Raw genomic sequence first — 20,265 nt, 5'->3', positions numbered from 1 at the left:
GATGCCAATCAGTCTCCTTTTTCTTGCAAGCGGTATGCCAGCACGGCCCACTCGCGTGCCCGCCAATTTCCGGCTGCCCATACAGGAAGCACTTTCGAGCAATCACATTTTCGCGCAGTCACATCCATTTGCGGTTCTGCCTAACCTGCGAGCTGTTTGAATTTCGGCGATTGCTTCGGGTGCCACCAACCGGCCGGCAATGACGACGCCTTCGGACACGATCTTGCGGTTACCAATCAAATGCTCGCCGACGGCGTCGACATAGTCGAACTGGCCTTGCTGGATGGAGATCAGGGTGGCATCTCCCGCGCTTCCTGGCTTAAGGCTGCCAAGTTCGGGACGCCGCAGCGCCATCGCTGCATTCACCGTCGAAGCCGCGACCACATCGGAGAGCGGCATGCCCATGCATAGAAACTTGGACATGGTCGTCACCTGATCAAAGGCCGGCCCGTCGATGCACAGAACATGGACGTCAGAGGAAATGGTGTCGGGATAGAAGCCGTTGGCAAGCATGGCGCGGGCAGTCTTGAAGGCGAAGGAGCCTTTGCCGTGACCGATGTCGAACAACACGCCGCGTTCACGCGCTTCCAGCACCACCCTTTTTACCGTGCCCTGGGCGGTGGCGGGCGTATTGGGAAACGGCCGGAACGCGTGCGTGAGAACGTCGCCCGGACGCAGGCGCGCCAGCACCTCCTCGTAGCTCGGTGGCGGATGGTCGATATGCGCCATCAGCGGCATGCCGACCTCTTCAGCGACCTCAAGCGCAATTTCGAGCGGCACGATCCCCGAGGTGCCCGAGGCATGGAGCCCTACCCGCACCTTGATGCCGACGATGTGGTCGCGGTTGGCCTCCGCAACCGCAACCGCGTCGATCGGATTCATCAGGCGCATCTCCTCGCTCTCGCCGACCATGACGCGATGCGAGAAGCCGTAGATGCCGGCGTGGGAGACGTGCAGATAGGCCAGAATGCGGACCTGGCTCGGCTCGATCACATGCTTGCGGAATCCAGCGAAATTGCCCGGGCCGGCGCTGCCGGTGTCAACCGCCGTGGTGACGCCGGAGGTGCGGCAGAACTCCTCGGCGTCGATGCCGAGCGAAGTGCCGCCCCAATAGACGTGGGTGTGCAGATCGATCAAACCGGGGGTAACGATGTAACCCGACACGTCCCGCACGTCGGTCCCGGGATCGGCCTTGAGCTCGCTTCCGATCATGGCCACCTTGCCGCCCACGAAGGCGACATCCGTCACCGCGTCGAGCTTCTGGGAGGGGTCAATCACCCGGCCGCCGCGCAGGATCAAATCGAAAGGCATCGTTATCTCCTGAAATGAGGGAAGCAGCGCGAGACCGCCTCGCCCATCCACGAAAGCGCGTGCACCGATGAGCCGTCAACCATTGAAGGCCGCCTGGGCTTCCGGCAAATCCCAGATTTTGCCGATTGCCACTGACGCGGCCGAAATCATCGCGGTTTCGTCGCCGTGAAGGTATCGGCCCGCATCGATAAGCACTCGCCCGTCGACGATGACCTGATCGATATTGGCGCGGTTACCGAGCGCGACCAGCCCGCGCCGTGGATCGAACAGCGGCTGTAAATGGGGATGGGTCAGATCGACGACGGTGAGGTCGGCGGTTGCGCCCGGCGCGATCGTTCCGAGGTCCGGCCGCTTGATGACCGCCGCCGCGGTTGCCGTGACCGACTCGATCAGGTCAGGTGCGTTGGCTACGTCAGCACGGGCAGACGCAATCTTCGAGATCATCGACGCGGCGTTGAGCTCACCGAGCAGGTCCATGTTGTAGCCGTCGGTTCCGACCACCGTCCGGACACCGTGCTCCGCGAAGCGGCCGAATGCCGCGGTAACGCCTGAGCGCGCAAACACGCGCGGACAGTTCAGCACCGTAGCGCCCCTCGCCGCCATCAGCTTCAAATCGCCATCGGTGCTGGCGATGCAGTGCGCGGCCATAAGATCAGGCGCCAGAAGGCCAAGCCAGTCGAGATATTCGGCCGGCGTGCGACCGCCGTGACGGCTTGCGATCGTCGCGACTTCGGCCTGGCTTTGCGCGAGATGGGTGGTGATGGGAACGTCGAGTTCCCGCGCACGGGCGGCGCACGCCCGCAGCAGATCCGGACCGCAGGTGTCGGTCGCGTGCGGACTCAGCGCGAGGCCAATCCGGCCGTCGCCGCGTCCATTCCAGCGATGATATAGCGCGTTCCAGCTGTCCATATCGGCCTGGCCATCATCGCCCGCGTAATGCACCACGCCGTCCGGCCCCGCCTTGGCATCCGAGGTCGAAAACAAATACGGCGCGCCATAGAAGCGGATTCCCATTTCCTCGGCGGCGTCGAACATCTCCGGGATGGTGTTGCGGAACGGCTCCATCACCGTGGTGGCGCCGCCCTTCAGCAATTGCAGAATACCGAGTCGCGCGATCGCGAGCCGCTCTTGCTGCGACAGCAGGTCGGCGCCGCGCTTGGTCAGCGGCAGCAGCACCGTGTAGACAATGCTCTGGTTGTTCCGGCGACCATTGCCGTCCTCGGTGTGCGTCCGGGCGACGGCTTCGCTGAAGCAGTGGTTGTGCAGGTTCAGAAGTCCGGGCAGCACGAAGCGGCCCGGTCTGTCGAAGACCTCGGCGGCAGACGGCCGGTCGCGCGTGACGGCGGCGATCCGTTTGCCTTCCAGCAACACCCAGTGATCGCGCAGCACCTCCTGCGCGCCATCCCTGCGCGACAACACATAGCTGCCAAAGATCGCAATCGTGCTCATGCCGGGCGCACATTCCAGAAGACGGCCGCACCGTCGAGGATACCGGTGATGCTCGATCGGAACGCGGTCGGTTGTTTGTACTGACCGATCGGGAAGTAAGGAATTTCCTCGAACGACAACGCCTGGATATCGCGGCAGATGCGCTGCTGCTCGGCAACGTTGGCGGCAGCGAGCCACTGGCTTCGCAACACCCCCATCTTCTCGCTCTTGTACCATCCGGCCACTTTGCTGTCGCCGCGCAGATTCGAATTGCCGGCCGGGTTAAGCCAATCGATGCCTTGCCAGTTGCCAACGCCGGCGCTCCAGCCGCCCTGGGCGATCGGATCCTTTTTCAACTGCCGCTGCAACACTACCCCGAAATCCAGTCCGGCATATTCGACGTTCATGCCAGCGTGCTGCAGCATGTCGGCTGCGATGTCGCCGAGCGGTTTTTGTGCAACCGAATTGGTCGGCACGAGCAGCACCACCTTCTCGCCATTGTAGCCGGCGGCTTTCAGATCGGCCTTGACCTTGGCCATGTCGCGCGGCCCGCGGAACACATTGAGGCCGACATCGCTCGCCATCGGCGTGCCCGGCGCAAAGAAGCCGATCGGCGAGGATTGATAGGCGGGATCGTCGCCCGCAACCGCCGTCATGAACGCGGACTGGTCGATCGCGCCCAACAGTGCCCGGCGAATCGCGGGATTGTCGAACGGCGGCTGCAGATGGTTCACGCGCAACATGCAGGTGTAACCCCGAGGATCGAGAATCCGCGTGGTGATGCCGCCGGTACGCTTCAGCACCGGCAGCAGGTCGTGCGGCGTTGTCTCCTGCCAATCCTGCTCGCGCGTTTGCAGCGCAGCCACCCCTGTCGCCGCATCCGGCATCGTCGTCCAGACCACGCGGTCGTAATGAACGATCTTGGGACCTGCGGTCCAATCGGGCTTGCCGTCCTGACGGGGCTGATAGCGATCGAAACGGGCGTACACGTTGCGCGCGCCCTGCACGCGCTCGTCAGCCATGAACCGGAAAGGACCGCTGCCCACGACCTCGGTCAGCGGCTTGAACGGGTCCTGGCTCGCCAGCCGCTCCGGCATCATGAACGGCGCCTGGATCGCGGCCTTGCCGAGTGCTGCCGGCAACAGCGGGAAAGGCCTGCTCAACCGAAAACGGATGGTGCGGTCATCAGGCGCCGACAGTTCGTCCGTTGCGGCCATCAGCTCGGCGCCGAACCCGTCGCGGGCCGCCCAGCGGCGAATGCTCGCGACGCAATCGCGCGCCAACACGCGCTCGCCGTCATGCCACAGCAGACCGTCGCGCAGCGTCAGGTCCCACTGGCGCTCGTCGTTGGACACAACATGCCCGGACACCATCTGAGGCGAGACCTCGAGCGCCGAATTCATGCCGTAGAGCGTATCGTAGACCATGAAGCCATGGTTTCGGGAGACCTGCGCCGTGGAGTAGATCGGATCGACAAAAGTCAGGTCGATCACCGGGATAAAGCGCAGCGTGGTCTGCGACTGCGCCCGCGGGATTCCCGGCAGCGACAACGCCGGTGCTGCGGCGGCGGCCCTTAGCAGTGAACGGCGGGAAACGAGCATCGATAACTCCCGGAATACTGATCGGCGGTTCTCAGAGGATGGCTGCTTCGTGACTGCTGAAATTCGCCGCGATCGCCTCTCCGGTTGTGATCCACAGATCGGGGCAGGATTTGGCATAGGTGAGAAATTCGCGCAGCAGCCGAAGCCGCATCGGACGGCCGCTGCATTGCGGGTGCAGCACAGTCGTAACCATCGCGCCCCAATCCCTGACCTCATCGAGCTCATCCTTCCAGATCGAGAGCACATGCTCCTTCGGAAAGATCGGCCGCGGGCTGAACCGGGCGGACAGTCCGTGCATCCAGTCATCGTAACTTGCGGTCACCGGCAGCTCGATCGTGCCCGGCCTGCCATCGGCAAGGCGATGGCGGTAAGGCCGCACGTCGTCGCGAAATGACGAGGTGTAAACGATACCGTGGCGCACCAGTGCCACGCGCAGCTCTTCGGTGAATTCGCCGTAAGGCGCCCGATAGCCGGTCGGCTTGACGCCGAGCCGGCGCTTCAGCGCCTCAAAACCCCGCTCCAGTTCCTCCTCGATCCAGGGGTCGCCCGGATCCGGCAGCAGATGGTGATACCCGTGGTGGCCGATCTCATGGCCCGCCCTAAGAATGGCCTCCGCCATCGCCGGATGCGCATCCGCCGACCAGCCGGTGATGAAGAACGTCGCCTTGAGGTCAAGCTGATCGAGCAGCTCCAGGAGCTTCGGCGTGCCGACGCGCGCCTCGTAGCCGCCATAGCTCATGGTGATGAGGCGCTGGGCGTGCAACGCGTCCTTGCTGGTCCAGGCGCTCTCCGCGTCCACGTCGAAGGAGAGGAACATCGCTGATGTATAAGGCTTGGGCCACGGATAGTCCGGGGCCGGCGGCGCGGTGTTCGCGGGAATGAGCGGAATGCTCGCGAGCGCTTTACTGTCCTGCATTGATGGTCGCCTTCTCTACGCCGTAGTCGGTCAGTTTCCACTTCGCCAGCAAAGCACGATAGGTACCGTCCGCGATCAAGGAGTCCAGGGCCTCCACGACCGCTTGCTGCAGCACCTTCTCCTTCACGCCCAGCGCAAGCCCGGTGAACTGGGTGGCGAAGACGTCGCCGATCGGAACGTACGTGCCCGGCTCGAGGTCCATCATGTAGGGAAGCGTCTCGCCGCCCTGGACGGCCGCGTCGATCCGTCCCTGCCTGAGCTGGGTCCGGGCATCGGCCGATCCTTCCGTGCCGACGAATTGAATCGGGTTTCCGCCGCAATGTGCCTCGCTCCAGGCAGCGATCAGCTTCGGAAAGGACGTGCGCCGACTGGCGCCGACCTTTTTGCCACAGAACGCCGTCGTGTCCTTGAACTCGGTGGCACGCGATTGCTGCACGAAAAATCGGGGCCCATTGCGGAGGTAGTCGACAAAAGTCGCCGTGTCCTGCCGGCTCGCCATATCCGTCATGCCGGACAGGATCGCATCCACCCTCCCCGTCGAAATCGCAGGCATCATCTGGTCGAAACTGGTTTGCTGCCAGTCGATCTTGATGCCGAGCTTCTTGCCGAGCGCCTCACCAAGCTCGACGTCGAATCCGGTCAGCGTGTTGGTCGCGGGGTCGCGGAATTCCATCGGCGGATAGTTCGGTACGATGGCGACCTTGATACTGCCCTGCCTGGCGATTTCCGGAGGCAGTTCGAACGCCATGGCCGAAGCGATAGCGGCGCAAGCGAGCGCGGCAGCGAGAAACAGTTTCATCATGAACGCCCCATCAGATCACCGCGGAAAGAAAGGATTGAGTACGTACTTCACGGGGCTTCCCCAGAACCTCCGCCGCAGGCCCGGACTCCACGATTGCGCCATGGTCCATATAGACGACCGTATCCGCCACCTCTCGCGCGAAGCCGAGTTCGTGCGTCACCACCATCATCGTCATGCCGCTGCGGGCAAGCTCCTTCATGACGGTGAGCACCTCTCCGACCAGTTCGGGATCGAGTGCACTGGTCGGCTCGTCAAACAGCATCAGCATCGGCTTCATGGCAAGCGCGCGGGCAATCGCCACCCGCTGCTGCTGCCCGCCGGAAAGCTGTGAAGGATAGGCATCGGCTTTCGCCACAAGCCCGACGCGTCCGAGAAGCTCCATCGCCTCCGCCCGCGCGTCCTCGCGGCTGCGCCCCTGCACCTGCACCGGACCTTCGGTGATATTTTCAAGCGCGGTCTTGTGCGGGAACAGGTTGAAGCGCTGAAACACCATCCCTGTCTTCAGGCGCTGGCGCGCGATCTGCCGCTCGGTGAGACGATGCAATCGCCCACCCTCTTCGCGTACGCCCAGCAACTCGCCATCCAGCCAGATGCCGCCGCTGTCGACTGACGTGAGCTGGTTGATGCAACGCAGCAGCGTCGTCTTGCCCGATCCCGACGCCCCGATCAGGCACAGCACCTCGCCCGCCCAGACGTCGAGCGAGACTCGATTGAGGGCTTGAAACTCCCCAAAGTTCTTGCTGACCGAACGGATGGCGACGAGGGGCTGGGTCATCGGGTGATCTGCAACGCGCCACGCGCGAAGCGCCGTTCGAGAAGCATCTGCAAAGGCGTCAGGATCGACACGACGAGCAGATACCAGCAGCCAGCGACGATCAGGAGTTCGATCACCCGTGAATTCGCGTAGTAGATATTCTCGGCGTTGTGCAGCACCTCCGGATACTGGATGACGCTGGCGAGAGACGTAGCCTTCACCATGCCGATGAACTCGTTGCCGAGCGGCGGGATTACCACCCGCATCGCTTGCGGCAGGATGATCCGGCGCAGTGCCCGCAGCCGTCCCATGCCGATCGCCTGCGCGGCCTCATATTGCCCGACATCGACCGCCAGCATGCCCGCCCGCATCACCTCGGAGGTGTAGGCGCCCTGGTTGATTCCGAGGCCGAGCAGTGCGGACAGAAACGGCGTCATGACGTCGACTGCCCGGGCCGACCAAAGACCCGGAATGCCGATCGTCGGAAATACCAGCGCGAGGTTGAACCACAACAGCAATTGCAGGATCAGCGGTGTGCCGCGGAACAACCAGGTGTAGCCGGCGGCGACCGACGTCAGCACCGGATTGGACGAGAGCCTCATGATCGCGACGACGACGCCCAAGACGATGCCGAGCGCCATCGCGAGCACCGCCATCACCATGGTATTGGTAATGCCCTCGAGGATCACTTTCGCGGTCAGGAAGCGACTGACATAGGTCCATTCGATCTGGCCGTTGACGAAGGCGCGACCGATCGCCGCCAGCACGACGAGAATCGCCGCAGCAGCGAGCCATCGCCCCCAGTGAGCCTGACGCGCGACCGTCATCTCCGAAATATCGGGAAAGCCCTCCGCGAGCGTGGGTGCGGCTCTCATTGCGGGGACGCATTCATCATCGGTTGGGCCACGGCGTTCGCGCCCAAACCGTATTTGTCGAGAATGGCCTTGTAGGAACCGTCTGACATCATCGCTGCCAGATGTTCCGTCACCACTTCGCGCAGCGCCGCATCGTCCTTCCGGAACATGATGCCCTGATAGCCGGTGGAGAACGGTTCACCTACAATGCGGTATTTGCCGGTCTCCTGCCCTTGCGCGTAGGGCAACGTTTCGCTGCCCTGCACCGCGGCGTCGATGCGGCTCTGCTTGAGCTGGTTGCGGACATCGATGCTGTTTTCGCCCGGAACATATTGCACGGCGGGCTTGCCGTTCGCTTCGCAATTCTGCTTGCTCCATTTCTCGATCTCGACCGGGAAGCTGGTGCTCCGCGTCGTTCCGACCTTCTTGCCGCAGAGATCAATAGGAGACTTCGTCTCATTCTCCGTCAGGACAAAAAACTGCGGACCTGTCGCCAGATAGTCGATGAAATCAGCGGCCTCGCGCCGCGAGCTACGGTCCGAAATGCCGCTGATGATGAAATCCGCACGCTTTGTCTGCAATGAGGGGATCAGCTCGGCGAACGGCGTTTCGCTCCAGATGATCTTCACGCCCAGCCGCTTCGCGAGTTCGTTGGCGAGATCGATATCGAGCCCGACGAGCTGGTTTGTGGTGGGATCACGGTATTCCATGGGGGCGTAGGTCGAGTTGACCGTCAGCCGCAACGTACCCGCCTGCTTGATCGATTCCGGAAGTTCGGCGGACTCTGCCGTTGTAATGGCGAGGAGCGCGGCGAACCCAAGGGAGAACGAGAGACGTGTCATATCAGCTCCTTCGGCCCGCACCGCGACTTGCCGCTTGATGTTTAACCGCATCGAGCGCGGCCGGCTCGACGACGCCGGCACGCTCTGTGATCGCTGTGTATTGCTGCGGCCGCCGGTGCGCGGCGAAATTGAACATCTTGTCCTTGCCCTGGCGGCAGAGATCGAGGTCGAGGTCGGCGACGACAATTTCGTCCGCGAGCGTCTGCGCTTCGGCGACGATCCGGCCATTGGGATCCACGATGCAGGAGCCTCCGATCAGTCCGGAGCCATCCTCGTTCCCTGCCTTGGCGACCGCGATCGCCCAGGTGGCGTTCATGTAGGCGTTGGCCTGGGTCACGAGCTTGGAATGGAAGGTGCGCAGCGCGGCGTCTTCGGAGACGCCGCCGTTTGGATCGTAGGCTGCGGAATTGTAGCCGATGCAGACCAGTTCGACGCCCTGCAGGCCCAGCACGCGCCAGGCTTCCGGCCAGCGGCGATCATTGCAGACCATCATGCCCATGATCGCATGGCGCCAATCCGGTCCCGCCCTGAAGGCAGGAAATCCCAGATCGCCATATTCGAAATAGCGTTTTTCGAGCTGCTGGTAGGGCGCGCCGGCACGCGGCTCGACCGAGCCCGGCAAATGCACCTTGCGATAGCGCCCGAGGATTTCGCCGTCGCGGTCTACCAGGATCGAACAGTTGAAGCGCCGACCGTCCGACGTCAGTTCGGCGTAACCGACGTAGAAGCCGATGCCGAGCGCGCGGGCGCGATTGAACAAAGGCTGCACGCTCGGATTTGGCATGCCACGTTCGAAGTAATGATCGAGCGCTTCGTCCTCGATAAGCCATCGTGGGAAGAACGTCGTGAACGCCAGTTCAGGAAAAACGACCAATGTTGCGCCGCGCGCAGCCGCCTCCTCCAGCAACGCCAACATCCGGCCAAGCGTATGCTCTCGCGAGTCCGCTTTTTGCGTCGGCCCCATCTGAGCGGCGGCGGCGCGGAGAACTCGAACCAACATTGCCTCCAATCTGAGCGGATTGCTTACTGAAGAGGCGGATGATCCCGCTCCGATAGCGCTCCGATGCAGGGGTGATTACGCGGAAGCGCAGCCCTAAACGCAATCACTCGTGCTATGATATTTTCGGTGAGACAATAACCGGCAGTTATATGAACCTGCGCCAATTGGAGATCCTGCGTGCCGTTATCCGCCATCGGACCACGGTCGCGGCGGCGGACGAACTGGCGCTATCGCAACCGGCGATCAGCAACGCGCTGAAGGCGATGGAGGCGCAGGCGGGCTTCGCTTTGTTCGAGCGCGTCAACAACCGGCTGTTCCCGACATCAGAGGCGATGGCGCTCTACAAGGAAAGTGAAGCAATCTTTGCGCTCCACGCCAAACTCGAAAATCGCGTGCGCGACTTAAGGGAGTGCCGCTCGGGGCTTCTATCGATCGTGGCGACGCCGCCGCTGGCCTACAGCATTATTCCACACGCTTTATCGGACTTCCTGCGCCGCCGTCAGCAGACGCGTGTCTTCTTCGATGTGCGGCGTTACGAAGGAATCATCGACGGCGTTTCGAGCAGGGTCGCGGAGCTCGGCTTTGCGCTCGGGCTGTCGCATCATCCCGGCATTGCCCATGAGGTGGTTCATACCGGCGAAATGGTCTGCGTCCTGCCGCCGAACCATCCGCTGGCCGAACGTCCCGCCATTTCCGCTTCCGATCTTGTCGGCTTGCCCTTCATCGGGCTCGAGCGCGGCACGCGATTGGGCGAGGCCGTGCGCGAGAGCTTTGCGCAGGCCGGCGCGCCGTTCCAGCCAACTGTCGAGGTGCGATACTGCAATACGGCCTGCGTGCTCGCGGCCGCCGGCGTGGGCGCGGCGGTCGTCGATCCGTTTTCACCGCGCCAGGGCGGCGGCCAGGGCCTTGTCGTTCGGTCTTTCACCCCCAAGACCGTTGCCGTGGCCTATATGCTGTGGTCTGAGGCGGAGCCTCTATCACGCTTGGCCAAGACGTTCCTGAATGAAGTCCGGCAGGCGAGCCGCTCTCTCGACCGAGATGCCTCTTGAGCGTTGAACAGTGTGCAAAACAGGGCGCGCTAGGCTTGAGGCCGCTCAGGCTATTCGCCCGGTTGTTGCTGGATTTTCTTTGATCTCCCGGTGCACACATCACGCGGCCTTCTAATTCGTTGAGAAGATTGAATTCCCGCTCCAATCCATCATGGGGAAGTTTGAGCCACCGTGAACCAGCGACGTCCAACGAGGGGCTGGCCGCGATCGACTTGAAGCCGCGCGACGGTGCGGCAGGCGCGCGCGGCGCGGAATGCGCCAACCGCTGCTACGAGGATGGCATCCTGATCCGCAACAGCGGCGACACGCTGCTGATCTCTCCGCCTCTGATCATCACAGAGGAGCAGATCGAAGCAATTTTTGCCGCCATCCGACGCGCGTTGATCGCCATCGACTGACGGGCCCGACCATGATGATGCCCCGCGATCGCGGCGGACCGAGGAGCCGCATCGTACGCTTGCCGGACGTGCAAGCCAAAATCCCTGATTTCGGTTTCGAGCCGCTCTGCGACAAGAACCGAACCCCTTGCGCAATTGTGAATGCCCAGGCGGATCGCTGGGCGGCAGCAGTCAAGGCCGTGGGAATCGCGCTCCAGCAATTCACGTGGTGCCCATCCCGGCACCTCAGGGGATGCAGCAGGCCATCAATCCGCCCAGACCACTCTCCCGATTGCGGGATCGAGCAGCGGCCTCATCGCATCCTGTCTTTCAAATGCAGGAAAAGCTTGCAGCAGCAAAAAGCGCATGTCAGCGCCGGCAGAAACATGATCGCGGCGAGCAGCAAAGGCGACATGCTCGATGACGGGGCGATCCATCTTTCAAACGACCAGCCTAAAGCGAGATCAATGGAAAAAACCAGCAACGCGAAGGCAAGCAGTGGCAAAAAGAGCCCTGTAAACATTGAACGCCAGCTCGGTGCAGCCGCTGACCAATCGATGCCATCGACTTCCTGATCGTGCCGCATGATTTTAGAGGTACCGGCCAAATCGGAACCGTCGCCTGGCCCGACATCTCGAGAACGCAGGGTCCACGGGGCTGCATCATTCATTTTAATAACCATGACAATTGAACAGCGTGATTATCTCTAAAACCAATACTGGCGGACCTTATCGGCGTCTTTCCGCAACGCTATAGCAGCGATTTGATACCCTTTCATAGGGCGAAACAGGCCTAATTTGGGTTCCATGCAAACCCGCCTGTGGAGATATAATCGCGGCCTGCAGTAAATCCGCTCGACATCCGCACTTACGCCGAGGCGACCTGGTCCGGCTTCTCTGCTCTCGATATTAATCGCAAAATATGGAGACCGCCTTCGAGCGATCTTTTTTATTTTCCGCGCGGCTTGATGTTTGGTGACGCTCGGCTTCGGAGGTTCAACAAGCAAAGTTCGAGGCCGCGTTTCGCGTGCCTCGACGATGATGAACAATTTCGAATCTGGCGCGTTGTGCTCGACCAATCAGCGATCTGCAGCCGGTCGAAAGCGCGCGGATGGTCATTCGTATCCTGTTCGTTTCATGGGCCGTTTTCCTGCTGGCATCGCAACTCATTTGCGGCTGCGCCACATTCCTGCATTGGCTGGCAGGCTAACGGGCCCACGCAGCGATGATATCAGGCAGATAAGATCCGTTACCAGGGCCACCAGCTGTAACGATACCGCGGATTACCGTAGTTGCCAGGTCCAGCGTACGGTCCATAGAAATTCTTGTCGCCATAGACCCACCGGGCGACGGGCCGTCGCACATTCGGTCGATAGCAGTTTCCCGCCTCGTCGCAGATGACCTTCGCGGCCGTGATCAACGAATCCGGGGCAGGCTGACTATGGCTCAGAAGCGGCGCCGCATCGGCATTGGTAACAATCAAAAGGCCGGCCACCAGCACGGACGCAAAGATCGTTCGCATGTTTCTCTCTCTCCCTCGCGCAAATTTACCAGCTGCTTCGAAAATGCAGATACTCGAAAATACAAGACTAACGGCTGACAGCCGGCAAAACCGGAGCCCGCCTGATCGAGCCTACCCCGCTTGGCCGGATGCTGACTAGGGCCTTCCACGCGTATTTTTCCGCGATTAACTGGGGTTCGCGCGACAATTTTCGTTCGCGCGTTCAGCCGCCATGCCGTCAACAACCGACAATCACATCGAGCCATCAGCTTCCGGCAAGTCCGATCCCGACGATGAAAACAGAGCGCAAGTCAAACCCGTCTACGCCGAATGCCGAATGCCCGCCTGAATTGAGGTATCGCGCAGCGACTGAAGCGTTCCTCGCGGAGCGCCGCACCGCCCACATTTGAGAATGGAACATGGATCCGGCTGGGCCTCGATCGGCAGCGCAACCGTCAGGCTGCCGCATTGCTCACAAACCAGCTTGAAGGCTTGCCTGTCCATCAGGGTGACGTGCGCTTCAACACCCATATCGAATCCACCCATCGGAAATGCATTAATCTGAAACAATGCGCGGTTAAAAACCATCAGGGCCGGAGGCTGGCCCGTGCGCCGCCCAACAAATCCAGATTCCTGCTGGGTTCCGCAACGGCTGAACGCATTTAACCCTAACGGGGGCGAAGACGTTTACTATCTGCAGGGTTCGTTGCCTCAGTAAATTTCCGAATCCCGACCAGTTTGATATGACATCTCATTACGGCGCGGCGTCCCCCTGACAGATCCAGCGTGGTGTCGGCGCAGGCGGAAAACCCTTATTTCGGAGCATTTGAATTGCCCTGCCGGTCCAAACCGCCCTATGTGCAGCTCTCGTTCATCGCCCGATGTCAATCATGGCTCTTGGGAATCGCCACGTGTTGGCTGGCGATCAGTCCGGCCCCTGCGCAGGAGATCGGGAAGCTGTACGCGACGCGACCGCCCCCTGGGTCGGCATTCATTCGCGTCGCTACTATCGGTGACATCAAGCTCGGCACGAAGCTGCATATCAACGCCCGCGATCTGCCGGTCGTCGACAACGACGTCGCCAGCCGATACCGCGCAGTGCGCGCAGACGCGTCGATCAAGCTGTCGATCGATAGTGCCGCCGTCGGCGAAAACGTCACCTTCCTCCCCGACAGGTTCTACACGGTCGTGATCGCGCGTCAGGGCGCGAACTGGACGAGCCACGCCATCGACGAAGGCCAGGGCGGCAACGCCAGCGACCTGAAAGCCCAGCTCCGTTTCTTCAATCTCATGCCGGACTGCGAGGCTACGCTGCGAATTGCCGAAGGTCCCACCGTCTTCGATGCGGTCGCATTCACGACCGTCAAATCACGCGCGATCAATCCGGTGGAAGCCCAGCTCGAGGCCACCTGCGGCGGCAGCAATGCATCGTTGAAGCTGCCCCCGCTTCGCGCGGGCGATCACTACAGTCTGTTCCTCTCGCAGACCGGGGGCAAGGGCGCGCTATCAGGTCAGTTTGACGAAACCGAACCGTATCGAGATCGGTAAGCGATCGCCCGCATGGTCTTCGTCAGCGACTCATTCGTCTTCGTTTTCCTGCCGCTGTTCCTGATCGCCTATGCGAGCGTCCCCGCCTTTCTCAGAAATTCGACCATCCTGTTCTTCAGCCTGGTTTTCTATGGCTGGTGGCGCTTCGATTTTCTGCCGCTGCTCGTCGCGATCGCCTGCTGGTCCTGGCTGACGGGCCTGTGGATCGCGAAAGCGTCGGGACCGGAGCGACGTTGGGCCCTGCTCGCAGGGATCGTGCCGCCGCTCGTCAGCCTGATCTGTTTCAAATACGTCAATCTGATTGTCGAGAGCGTGAGCAGCCTCGGCGCGCCGGTCAAGGATTGGTCGTCGATTCCGCTGCCGATCGGACTGTCGTTCTTCGTGTTCGGCGCCATATCCTATTCGGTCGACGTGTTCAGAAAGACCGTCTATGCCGAGCCGAGCCTCATCAACTATTCGACCTACCAGGCGATGTTCGGTCATCTCGTGGCAGGTCCTGTCGTCAGGTACCAGTCGGTCGCAGAGCGGCTGAAATCCCGTGTGTTCGATTCCGCAGAGTTTGCCGAAGGCCTGCGTCGGTTCATGCTGGGCTTTGCGCAAAAGGTACTGATCGGCGACACGCTCGCGCCGCTGGTCGACGCCGGATACGCCTTGCCGGCGCCTTCGACGTGCGATGCGATCGTCACGGTGACGGCTTACACGCTGCATCTGTATTTCGACTTCGCCGGCTACAGCAGCATGGCCATCGGCCTCGGGCTGATGGTCGGCCTGAAATTTCCGGAGAATTTCGACAATCCGTATTTGAGCACGTCGCTCGCGGATTTCTGGCGGCGCTGGCATATCAGCCTGTCGAGCTGGCTGCGCGACTATCTGTACATTCCCCTCGGCGGAAACCGGGCCGGGAGCTTTCGATCCTATTTCAATCTGATGGTGACGATGGCGCTGGGCGGATTGTGGCACGGTGCGAGCTGGACCTTCATGATCTGGGGCATCTGGCACGGCATCGGACTGATTGCAGGCCGCGCCTGGAATGCGATGCGCATGCCGCCGGTGCCGGCGCCTGTCGGACATGTCGTCACGCTGGTTTTCGTCATGACCGGCTGGACGCTGTTCCGCGCGCAGGACTGGCAAACCGCAGCGATAATGTTCAGCGGTCTGGCCGGCCAGCACGGTCTTGCGATGTCGAACGGCTTCGCCGCGGCGCTGAGACCGATCGAAGTCGTGACGCTCTTTGTCGGAATCGCGATGGTGTATCTGCCTGCGCTGAACAAATCATCGCCGTGGCTGGCACCGGTCATTGCCCGACCTCCGTTCGCGCTGGCTACCATTCTATGGCTGTGGTCGCTTTGGGTGATGCAAAGCCGAACCGTCATTCCTTTTCTCTATTTCCAGTTCTGAACGAGCGCCGTCATGATAAAAATCCTGACCGTTCTGGCGATCATCTTCGCAGGGTTTGTGTCGGTCGTCGTCCGCGGCGGCGATTCCCTTTATGAGATCCTCAGGACTGCGCCGTTGAAGGACTACCTGTCCGGAAGCCTCTCGGGCAGGGTCGATCGCGCCGTGTTCGATGCCATTCCGCGCGGCGCCGGCTTGAACGGCTTCTCGGCCGGCCTGCTCTACAAGGGATTGCGCGACGCGGGGCCGCAGGTCTGGGCAGGCTGCAACGACTGGCTCTATTCCGCCGAGGAATTGCGCGTGGACCGTCGCGATGCCGAAAACATGGCTGCCCGCATCCGGATGCTGCCGCACCTGGTGCAGGCGTTTGCCGAGCGTAAAATACTGCTGGTCGTCGTTCCCGTCCCCGACAAGGCCGAGCAGGTAGAAGCTCAGCTTTGCGGTATAGCCGCCGACCCATCACGCGTTCGCGCGAATGCGTGGGCGCAGGCAGCGGGCGCGACAAAACTTCATCAGGTCAACTTGCGGGATCAGTGGCCACGGCCCGGCTATTGGCGCACTGACACACACTGGGACAGCACTGGCGCACAGTTCGCGGCCGAAGCCACAGCCAAGCTTGTCAACGGCGTGCTGGGGGCGGGAACAGAACGCGTCAGCCTGACACGCGGTGCTCGGCACGAGCGTCCGGGCGACCTTGCGCGTTTGGCAGGATTGCAGGACGCGCCGAAATGGCTGGCGCCGGCTGCGGAATATACCGAGGCTGCGCGGGCTAGCATCCAGCGCTCCGGCGGGCTCCTGGACGACGCCGCGGCGCCATCAGTCCTGCTCGCCGGATCTTCGTTTTCGCAAAATTCCGATTTCATCGAATACCTGCAGGCGGCGCTCGCGCGTGAGGTCGCGCAGGTCAGCGAGGCCGGTGGCGGCTTTGCGGGCGCTCTGCTCAAGATGCTGCAACAGAAGCCTGACATGTTGGCGGGCGCAAAGGTTGTGATATGGGAATGGTCGATGCGATCCCTCGTTGCACCGCTCAGCGATGCCGAGCGGCAGATGCTGCGGCAAACCGAAGGTCATTGATTTCGTGCGCCGGCTCCTTGCAAACCTGATTGCGGCGACAGCCGTTTTGTTCGCGACAGCGACGGCTTCATTTGCGCGCGACGCCGTGCTCGAGGGCAAGCAAAACTGGCTGTTTGCCGGATGGGAAAGCCTGACGACCGCAAAGCCCGCGGCAGACAAATCATCGATCGGCCTGATCGCCGGCGCGAGCCGCCTGTTTGCGAAAAAGAACATCAAGCTGATCGTGCTGATCGTTCCGCTGAAGCCGAGATACTATGAGCCCCTGTTGCCCGACGGCGTCGCGATGTCGGACGGGATCCAGAAGCGCTATGACGCGCTGTTGACCGAGCTCCGATCCAGCGGCGTCACCGCAATCGACGTCAGGGATGCGTTCAAGACCGTGATCGCCGGCAAGCAAGAGGTGTTCTACCGCGCCGACTTCCACTGGACGACATTTGCCGCGGAGGCCAGCGCCGACCAGGTGGCGGCATTGATACTTTCATCGGGTCCGCTGCCGGGAAAAACCGGAACGGGAATGAAGCTCGGCGACTGGATCAACGATCGCCATCTCGGCGACCTCGCCGCCAATTTCCTTTCGCCGGAACGGAAGCGCGCGATCGGGCCCGAGGCCTACGTCATCCGCCAGGCCCCCAAGGCTGACGCGGGATTGCTGGACAGCGATCCGGCGCCGGTGGCCGTGGTCGGCAATAGTTTTGTGCAGCCCTATTTCGGATTTTCACAGCGGCTGTCGAACAAGATCGACCGGCCGGTCTCGCTCAAGTGGAATCCCGGGGATGTTGGCCCGTGGGCCACTTTACTGCAGTACCTTAAATCGGCGGAATTTACTGGCAGCCCGCCCCAATTCGTGGTCTGGCAATTTAATGAGGCCCAGCTACAAAATGGACCTGACGCTGCCGGCGAATGGGCCGCCCAGAGCATTATGAGCCCTGCCGATTGGAACTCGCGCGCGCAGGAGGCGCTGCGCAATTAGAAAAAATAGTTAACGCGCGCGGCGGGATGCTTTGCCCGACATTTTCGCAGCAAAAACATCACATCATCAAAAAAAGTGAGAAAAATGAATGACATCAGGGCCTGCCGCGCCACCAAAGAGCCAAATCTCAGTTCCGCTGAATCGCCGCCTCGGTTACAGTTCAGCGTTAAAATTTAACGGGATTGGCGTAGCGCTGTTTGTATGGGGAATTGGGGCGGAAAATACCTGAACCAGACGGCATTTCGGGCGGCGCTGGGGGCGCTTTTGCTCGCCGTGGTTCTGTGCGCCGGCGCCAGTGCCCAGGTCGCGGATAACGGTCCTCCGCTGGAGGGCGAAGCCTATACGGCGGCTGAGACCGCCTACAAGGCGTTCGGCCAGGGCGACTACAAGGCCTCCGCAACTAGCGCCGCAGAGGCTGTGGCGCTCCGCCCTGATCTTCTGCGCCTGCACCTGCTCCTGATCGATTCGCTGGTCGCTGCGGGTGACCTCACCCAGGCCGAGCAAGCCACAAAGACCGCGTCGGCGGCGTTTGCGGGCAACCAGGATCTCGAAGGGCGGCAAGCCAATATTCGGCAGCGCCTCGCTCAACGGCCGGCCGGCGAAGGCTACAAGGCGCTTGAGAAGGGCGATCCCAAGGCGGCGATCCGGGCGGCGCGCAGCGCGGTCGAATATGCCCCGGACTCGATGTCCTATCGTCTGTTGTTGCTGAGCGCCCAGATCGCCGACAGCAATTTCAACGACGCGGTTGCAACGGCCACCGGCGCGATCAAGCTCGATCCCGGCAATTATGTGCCACTGGTCTGGCGCGCTTATCTCTATCAGAAGCTGGGGAACCGGGCGCAGGCGGTCAGCGATTTCAATGCCGCCCTTACCACCCCCAACCTGACCGATATCGAAAAGAAGAACATCCGCCTGATCGCAGCCGACGCGGCGCTTGCCTCCGGCGATTTTCGCGCCGCTCAGGACTTGTTGGCCGAATTCTCGAAGACAGATCCTGCGGTCGTGACGCGTCTTGGCGATGCGAATGCCACGGCGGAGAAAAAGGCGACGTTAAAGGGCGACGGCAAGCTGATGCCCTCGCCGGTCCAGACCTGTCGTGACACGCCTTATGGCTCGGTGTGCAGCCTGGAGGCGCCGCTGGTCCAGAGCATTGCCATTCCGGTCATCCCCGTCGACAAGGAAGCCGAGAGTTTCGAAGCTGCGGGCAAGGCCTACCAGGCCAGCCGAGCCAGGAATTACTCGCTGGCAATCGAAGAGGCCAGGAAGGCCGTCGAGGCCAGTCCGGAGACGGTCGCCAATCGTCTGCTGCTGGTGAACCTGATGAGCACGGCCGGCCGGCCGGCCGACGCGGAAGTCGCCGCCAGCAAGGCCATTGCGCAGGGCCACGGCACCGCGGAAATCTACGCCCAACGCGGCTATGCCCGTAACCTCCAGCACAATTCGCGCGGGGCGATGGCTGACTGGGAGTTCGCTCTGCAGCGCGGGCTGCCGCCGGATCAAGCCCGGAACGTTCGGCTGTCGCTGGCGGACGCCGCCCTCGCCGCAAAGGATCCGCAGCGCGCGCTACGCGCCCTTCAAAGGCTGCCGGTGAGCTATGACACCGCGATCCGCCGCGCCTATGCCTTGCAGGCGCTCGATCGCAAGGAAGAATCCATCGCCGAATTCCGGACTGCCGAGCGACTTGGCGCAACAGCCGTCCAGCGCGACGAAGCCTTGCGCGCCCAGATCAACACGCTGCTGGAACTGAAGCGCAAACCCGAAGCACGTGTGATCTTCGACCAGGCCATTGCGCGCGGTCGCCTGAGCGCGATGAGGGACGCCGACCTCGCCTATCTCGCCGTCGCCGTCGGCAACGACGAGGTCGCGCTGCACCGCTTCGATCGGGCGCACGACCGCGGGCAGCTGCCGCCACGGGCCACCATCGATGCCGGCTATACCGCCATGCGTCAGTTCCAGAACCCGAAAGCGATCGCCTACCTCATGGACGGGGTCGACGCCAAAGCCGACGGCCGCATCAACATCGACGACCAGAAACTGTTCGAAACCCGCCGCACGATCTCGGACCTGTCGCGCGTGTGGGGCATCAATACCTCGATTACGTACGGCAAGGTCGGATCGGCGCCGAACCCGTTTCTGATCGTGAACAATCCAGCAAGCACCTACACTTCACAGCTTGGGACCGAGTTCTATTATCGGCCCGAAGCGTTCGGTAACCGCAACGGCGCGCTGTTCGAAGTGTTCGGCCGGCTGTTCGAAACGCTCTACGACCAGGCCGGCGGCCCCACCGGATTGCGCACCACGCAAGGCATGGTCGGCGCGCGCTGGAAGCCGTTCTCGGACCACAACCTCGTTCTTGAAGTGGACAAGCTGATTGCCCTCGGCGACGCGGCGCGCAACGATACGCTGTTGCGCGCGGCCTATTCGTACACGGTCGGCACCGATCTTCGGGCGATCGATACCCACTGGCCGACCTGGTACGTCTATGCCGAGGTCGACAAATTCCTCGAGAAAAGCCAGCTCGTCGGCATCGCGGAAGGACGGTTCGGACACAGCTTCCGGCTCGATCCGATCAGCCGCAATCTGGTATTCTTCCCGCATGCCGTACTGGCCGCAAGCTACGACGACTCCTTCGCCAATCATGAAGCCTATTCGGTCGGCGCCGGCGGCTCGTTACGCTATTGGTTCGGTGAAACCAAATATCTCGCCCCACCCTCTTATTGGGAGCTGACGCTGCAGTACCGCTTCCGCATTGCAGGCGACCGGCGGGCTGAAGGCATATTCGCCCAGACCTCGCTGAATTATTGAGCCGACGGGCACGGTCGATTCTGCCGAAATCGATCCCGC

The 20,265-nt window shown here is 61.9% G+C and carries 18 protein-coding genes and 1 pseudogene; 8 read left to right on the top strand and 11 right to left on the bottom strand.

Annotation, left to right across the window (positions count from 1 at the left end):
- Positions 1 to 140: 140 nt before the first annotated feature.
- The 9 genes and pseudogenes from V1293_RS33550 to V1293_RS33510 form a co-directional block, all read right to left on the bottom strand.
- A pseudogene (locus V1293_RS33550) lies at positions 141 to 1,311 on the bottom strand (amidohydrolase/deacetylase family metallohydrolase).
- 75 nt (positions 1,312 to 1,386) lie between these two features.
- Positions 1,387 to 2,760 carry an amidohydrolase family protein gene (locus tag V1293_RS33545; RefSeq protein ID WP_334515791.1) on the bottom strand — a complete coding sequence of 458 codons (1,374 nt, stop codon included), beginning with the start codon at positions 2,758 to 2,760 and terminating at the stop codon, positions 1,387 to 1,389.
- The gene (locus tag V1293_RS33540) at positions 2,757 to 4,340 is read right to left on the bottom strand and encodes an ABC transporter substrate-binding protein (protein WP_334515788.1); all 1,584 of its coding nucleotides are present in this window, start codon (positions 4,338 to 4,340) and stop codon (positions 2,757 to 2,759) included. The genes V1293_RS33545 and V1293_RS33540 overlap by 4 nt, the downstream gene beginning before the upstream one ends.
- Positions 4,341 to 4,371: 31 nt before the next feature.
- Complete coding sequence (locus V1293_RS33535; RefSeq protein ID WP_334515785.1) at positions 4,372 to 5,256, bottom strand: polysaccharide deacetylase family protein; 885 nt, start codon at positions 5,254 to 5,256, stop codon at positions 4,372 to 4,374.
- Entirely contained in the window at positions 5,243 to 6,055 is an 813-nt protein-coding gene (locus V1293_RS33530; RefSeq protein WP_442894389.1) for an ABC transporter substrate-binding protein, read from the bottom strand. The genes V1293_RS33535 and V1293_RS33530 overlap by 14 nt, the downstream gene beginning before the upstream one ends.
- 13 nt (positions 6,056 to 6,068) lie before the next feature.
- Entirely contained in the window at positions 6,069 to 6,833 is a 765-nt protein-coding gene (locus V1293_RS33525; RefSeq protein WP_334515781.1) for an amino acid ABC transporter ATP-binding protein, read from the bottom strand.
- Positions 6,830 to 7,687, bottom strand: coding sequence for an amino acid ABC transporter permease (locus V1293_RS33520; protein ID WP_334515778.1), 858 nt, complete (start codon positions 7,685 to 7,687; stop codon positions 6,830 to 6,832). Before V1293_RS33520 ends, V1293_RS33525 begins: the two co-directional genes overlap by 4 nt.
- Positions 7,684 to 8,508 (bottom strand): ABC transporter substrate-binding protein, encoded by an 825-nt coding sequence (locus V1293_RS33515; protein WP_334515776.1) that lies wholly within the window; start codon positions 8,506 to 8,508, stop codon positions 7,684 to 7,686. The genes V1293_RS33520 and V1293_RS33515 overlap by 4 nt, the downstream gene beginning before the upstream one ends.
- A gap of 1 nt (position 8,509) precedes the next feature.
- Positions 8,510 to 9,508 (bottom strand): N-carbamoyl-D-amino-acid hydrolase, encoded by a 999-nt coding sequence (locus V1293_RS33510; RefSeq protein WP_334515774.1) that lies wholly within the window; start codon positions 9,506 to 9,508, stop codon positions 8,510 to 8,512.
- A gap of 149 nt (positions 9,509 to 9,657) precedes the next feature.
- On the opposite strand from V1293_RS33510, the gene V1293_RS33505 reads away from it, so the two are divergent.
- The 3 genes from V1293_RS33505 (at position 9,658) to V1293_RS33495 (ending at position 11,509) form a co-directional block, all read left to right on the top strand.
- Positions 9,658 to 10,557 (top strand): LysR family transcriptional regulator, encoded by a 900-nt coding sequence (locus V1293_RS33505; protein ID WP_334515773.1) that lies wholly within the window; start codon positions 9,658 to 9,660, stop codon positions 10,555 to 10,557.
- A gap of 161 nt (positions 10,558 to 10,718) precedes the next feature.
- A complete protein-coding gene (locus tag V1293_RS33500) occupies positions 10,719 to 10,955 on the top strand; it encodes a hypothetical protein (protein ID WP_334515771.1) in 237 nt (78 codons plus the stop codon).
- Between the two features lie 11 nt (positions 10,956 to 10,966).
- The gene (locus tag V1293_RS33495) at positions 10,967 to 11,509 is read left to right on the top strand and encodes a hypothetical protein (protein ID WP_334515768.1); all 543 of its coding nucleotides are present in this window, start codon (positions 10,967 to 10,969) and stop codon (positions 11,507 to 11,509) included.
- A gap of 673 nt (positions 11,510 to 12,182) precedes the next feature.
- Here the strand turns inward: V1293_RS33495 and V1293_RS33490 are convergent.
- Both V1293_RS33490 and V1293_RS33485 read right to left on the bottom strand, forming a co-directional pair.
- Positions 12,183 to 12,455: a hypothetical protein gene (locus tag V1293_RS33490; RefSeq protein WP_334515766.1), complete on the bottom strand. Its 273-nt coding sequence runs from the start codon at positions 12,453 to 12,455 to the stop codon at positions 12,183 to 12,185.
- Between the two features lie 300 nt (positions 12,456 to 12,755).
- Complete coding sequence (locus tag V1293_RS33485) at positions 12,756 to 13,022, bottom strand: hypothetical protein (protein WP_334515765.1); 267 nt, start codon at positions 13,020 to 13,022, stop codon at positions 12,756 to 12,758.
- 309 nt (positions 13,023 to 13,331) lie between these two features.
- Between V1293_RS33485 and V1293_RS33480 the strand changes: the two genes are divergently transcribed.
- The 5 genes from V1293_RS33480 (at position 13,332) to V1293_RS33460 (ending at position 20,226) form a co-directional block, all read left to right on the top strand.
- Positions 13,332 to 13,982, top strand: coding sequence for an alginate O-acetyltransferase AlgF (locus tag V1293_RS33480; protein ID WP_334515762.1), 651 nt, complete (start codon positions 13,332 to 13,334; stop codon positions 13,980 to 13,982).
- A gap of 12 nt (positions 13,983 to 13,994) precedes the next feature.
- Positions 13,995 to 15,380 (top strand): MBOAT family O-acyltransferase, encoded by a 1,386-nt coding sequence (locus V1293_RS33475; protein WP_334515760.1) that lies wholly within the window; start codon positions 13,995 to 13,997, stop codon positions 15,378 to 15,380.
- A gap of 12 nt (positions 15,381 to 15,392) precedes the next feature.
- Positions 15,393 to 16,451 (top strand): alginate O-acetyltransferase AlgX-related protein, encoded by a 1,059-nt coding sequence (locus tag V1293_RS33470; RefSeq protein WP_334515758.1) that lies wholly within the window; start codon positions 15,393 to 15,395, stop codon positions 16,449 to 16,451.
- Between the two features lie 4 nt (positions 16,452 to 16,455).
- On the top strand, positions 16,456 to 17,421 hold the full coding sequence (locus tag V1293_RS33465) for an alginate O-acetyltransferase AlgX-related protein (RefSeq protein ID WP_334515757.1): 966 nt from the start codon (positions 16,456 to 16,458) through the stop codon (positions 17,419 to 17,421).
- Between the two features lie 201 nt (positions 17,422 to 17,622).
- A complete protein-coding gene (locus V1293_RS33460) occupies positions 17,623 to 20,226 on the top strand; it encodes an NfrA family protein (RefSeq protein WP_334515756.1) in 2,604 nt (867 codons plus the stop codon).
- Positions 20,227 to 20,265 lie beyond the last annotated feature (39 nt).

The sequence above is a fragment of the Bradyrhizobium sp. AZCC 1693 genome (assembly GCF_036924745.1).
Taxonomy (GTDB): Bacteria; Pseudomonadota; Alphaproteobacteria; order Rhizobiales; family Xanthobacteraceae; genus Bradyrhizobium.
This window is presented reverse-complemented; position numbering and strand designations above follow the sequence as displayed.

Excerpts from the sequence above, each read along its gene's own strand:
- V1293_RS33545 (WP_334515791.1), bottom strand. The coding sequence starts at position 2,760 with ATGAGCACGATTGCGATCTTTGGCAGCTATGTGTTGTCGCGCAGGGAT.
- V1293_RS33540 (WP_334515788.1), bottom strand. The coding sequence starts at position 4,340 with ATGCTCGTTTCCCGCCGTTCACTGCTAAGGGCCGCCGCCGCAGCACCG.
- V1293_RS33535 (WP_334515785.1), bottom strand. The coding sequence starts at position 5,256 with ATGCAGGACAGTAAAGCGCTCGCGAGCATTCCGCTCATTCCCGCGAAC.
- V1293_RS33530 (WP_442894389.1), bottom strand. The coding sequence starts at position 6,055 with ATGAAACTGTTTCTCGCTGCCGCGCTCGCTTGCGCCGCTATCGCTTCG.
- V1293_RS33525 (WP_334515781.1), bottom strand. The coding sequence starts at position 6,833 with ATGACCCAGCCCCTCGTCGCCATCCGTTCGGTCAGCAAGAACTTTGGG.
- V1293_RS33520 (WP_334515778.1), bottom strand. The coding sequence starts at position 7,687 with ATGAGAGCCGCACCCACGCTCGCGGAGGGCTTTCCCGATATTTCGGAG.
- V1293_RS33515 (WP_334515776.1), bottom strand. The coding sequence starts at position 8,508 with ATGACACGTCTCTCGTTCTCCCTTGGGTTCGCCGCGCTCCTCGCCATT.
- V1293_RS33510 (WP_334515774.1), bottom strand. The coding sequence starts at position 9,508 with ATGTTGGTTCGAGTTCTCCGCGCCGCCGCCGCTCAGATGGGGCCGACG.
- V1293_RS33505 (WP_334515773.1), top strand. The coding sequence starts at position 9,658 with ATGAACCTGCGCCAATTGGAGATCCTGCGTGCCGTTATCCGCCATCGG.
- V1293_RS33495 (WP_334515768.1), top strand. The coding sequence starts at position 10,967 with ATGATGATGCCCCGCGATCGCGGCGGACCGAGGAGCCGCATCGTACGC.
- V1293_RS33490 (WP_334515766.1), bottom strand. The coding sequence starts at position 12,455 with ATGCGAACGATCTTTGCGTCCGTGCTGGTGGCCGGCCTTTTGATTGTT.
- V1293_RS33485 (WP_334515765.1), bottom strand. The coding sequence starts at position 13,022 with ATGGTTTTTAACCGCGCATTGTTTCAGATTAATGCATTTCCGATGGGT.
- V1293_RS33475 (WP_334515760.1), top strand. The coding sequence starts at position 13,995 with ATGGTCTTCGTCAGCGACTCATTCGTCTTCGTTTTCCTGCCGCTGTTC.
- V1293_RS33470 (WP_334515758.1), top strand. The coding sequence starts at position 15,393 with ATGATAAAAATCCTGACCGTTCTGGCGATCATCTTCGCAGGGTTTGTG.
- V1293_RS33460 (WP_334515756.1), top strand. The coding sequence starts at position 17,623 with ATGGGGAATTGGGGCGGAAAATACCTGAACCAGACGGCATTTCGGGCG.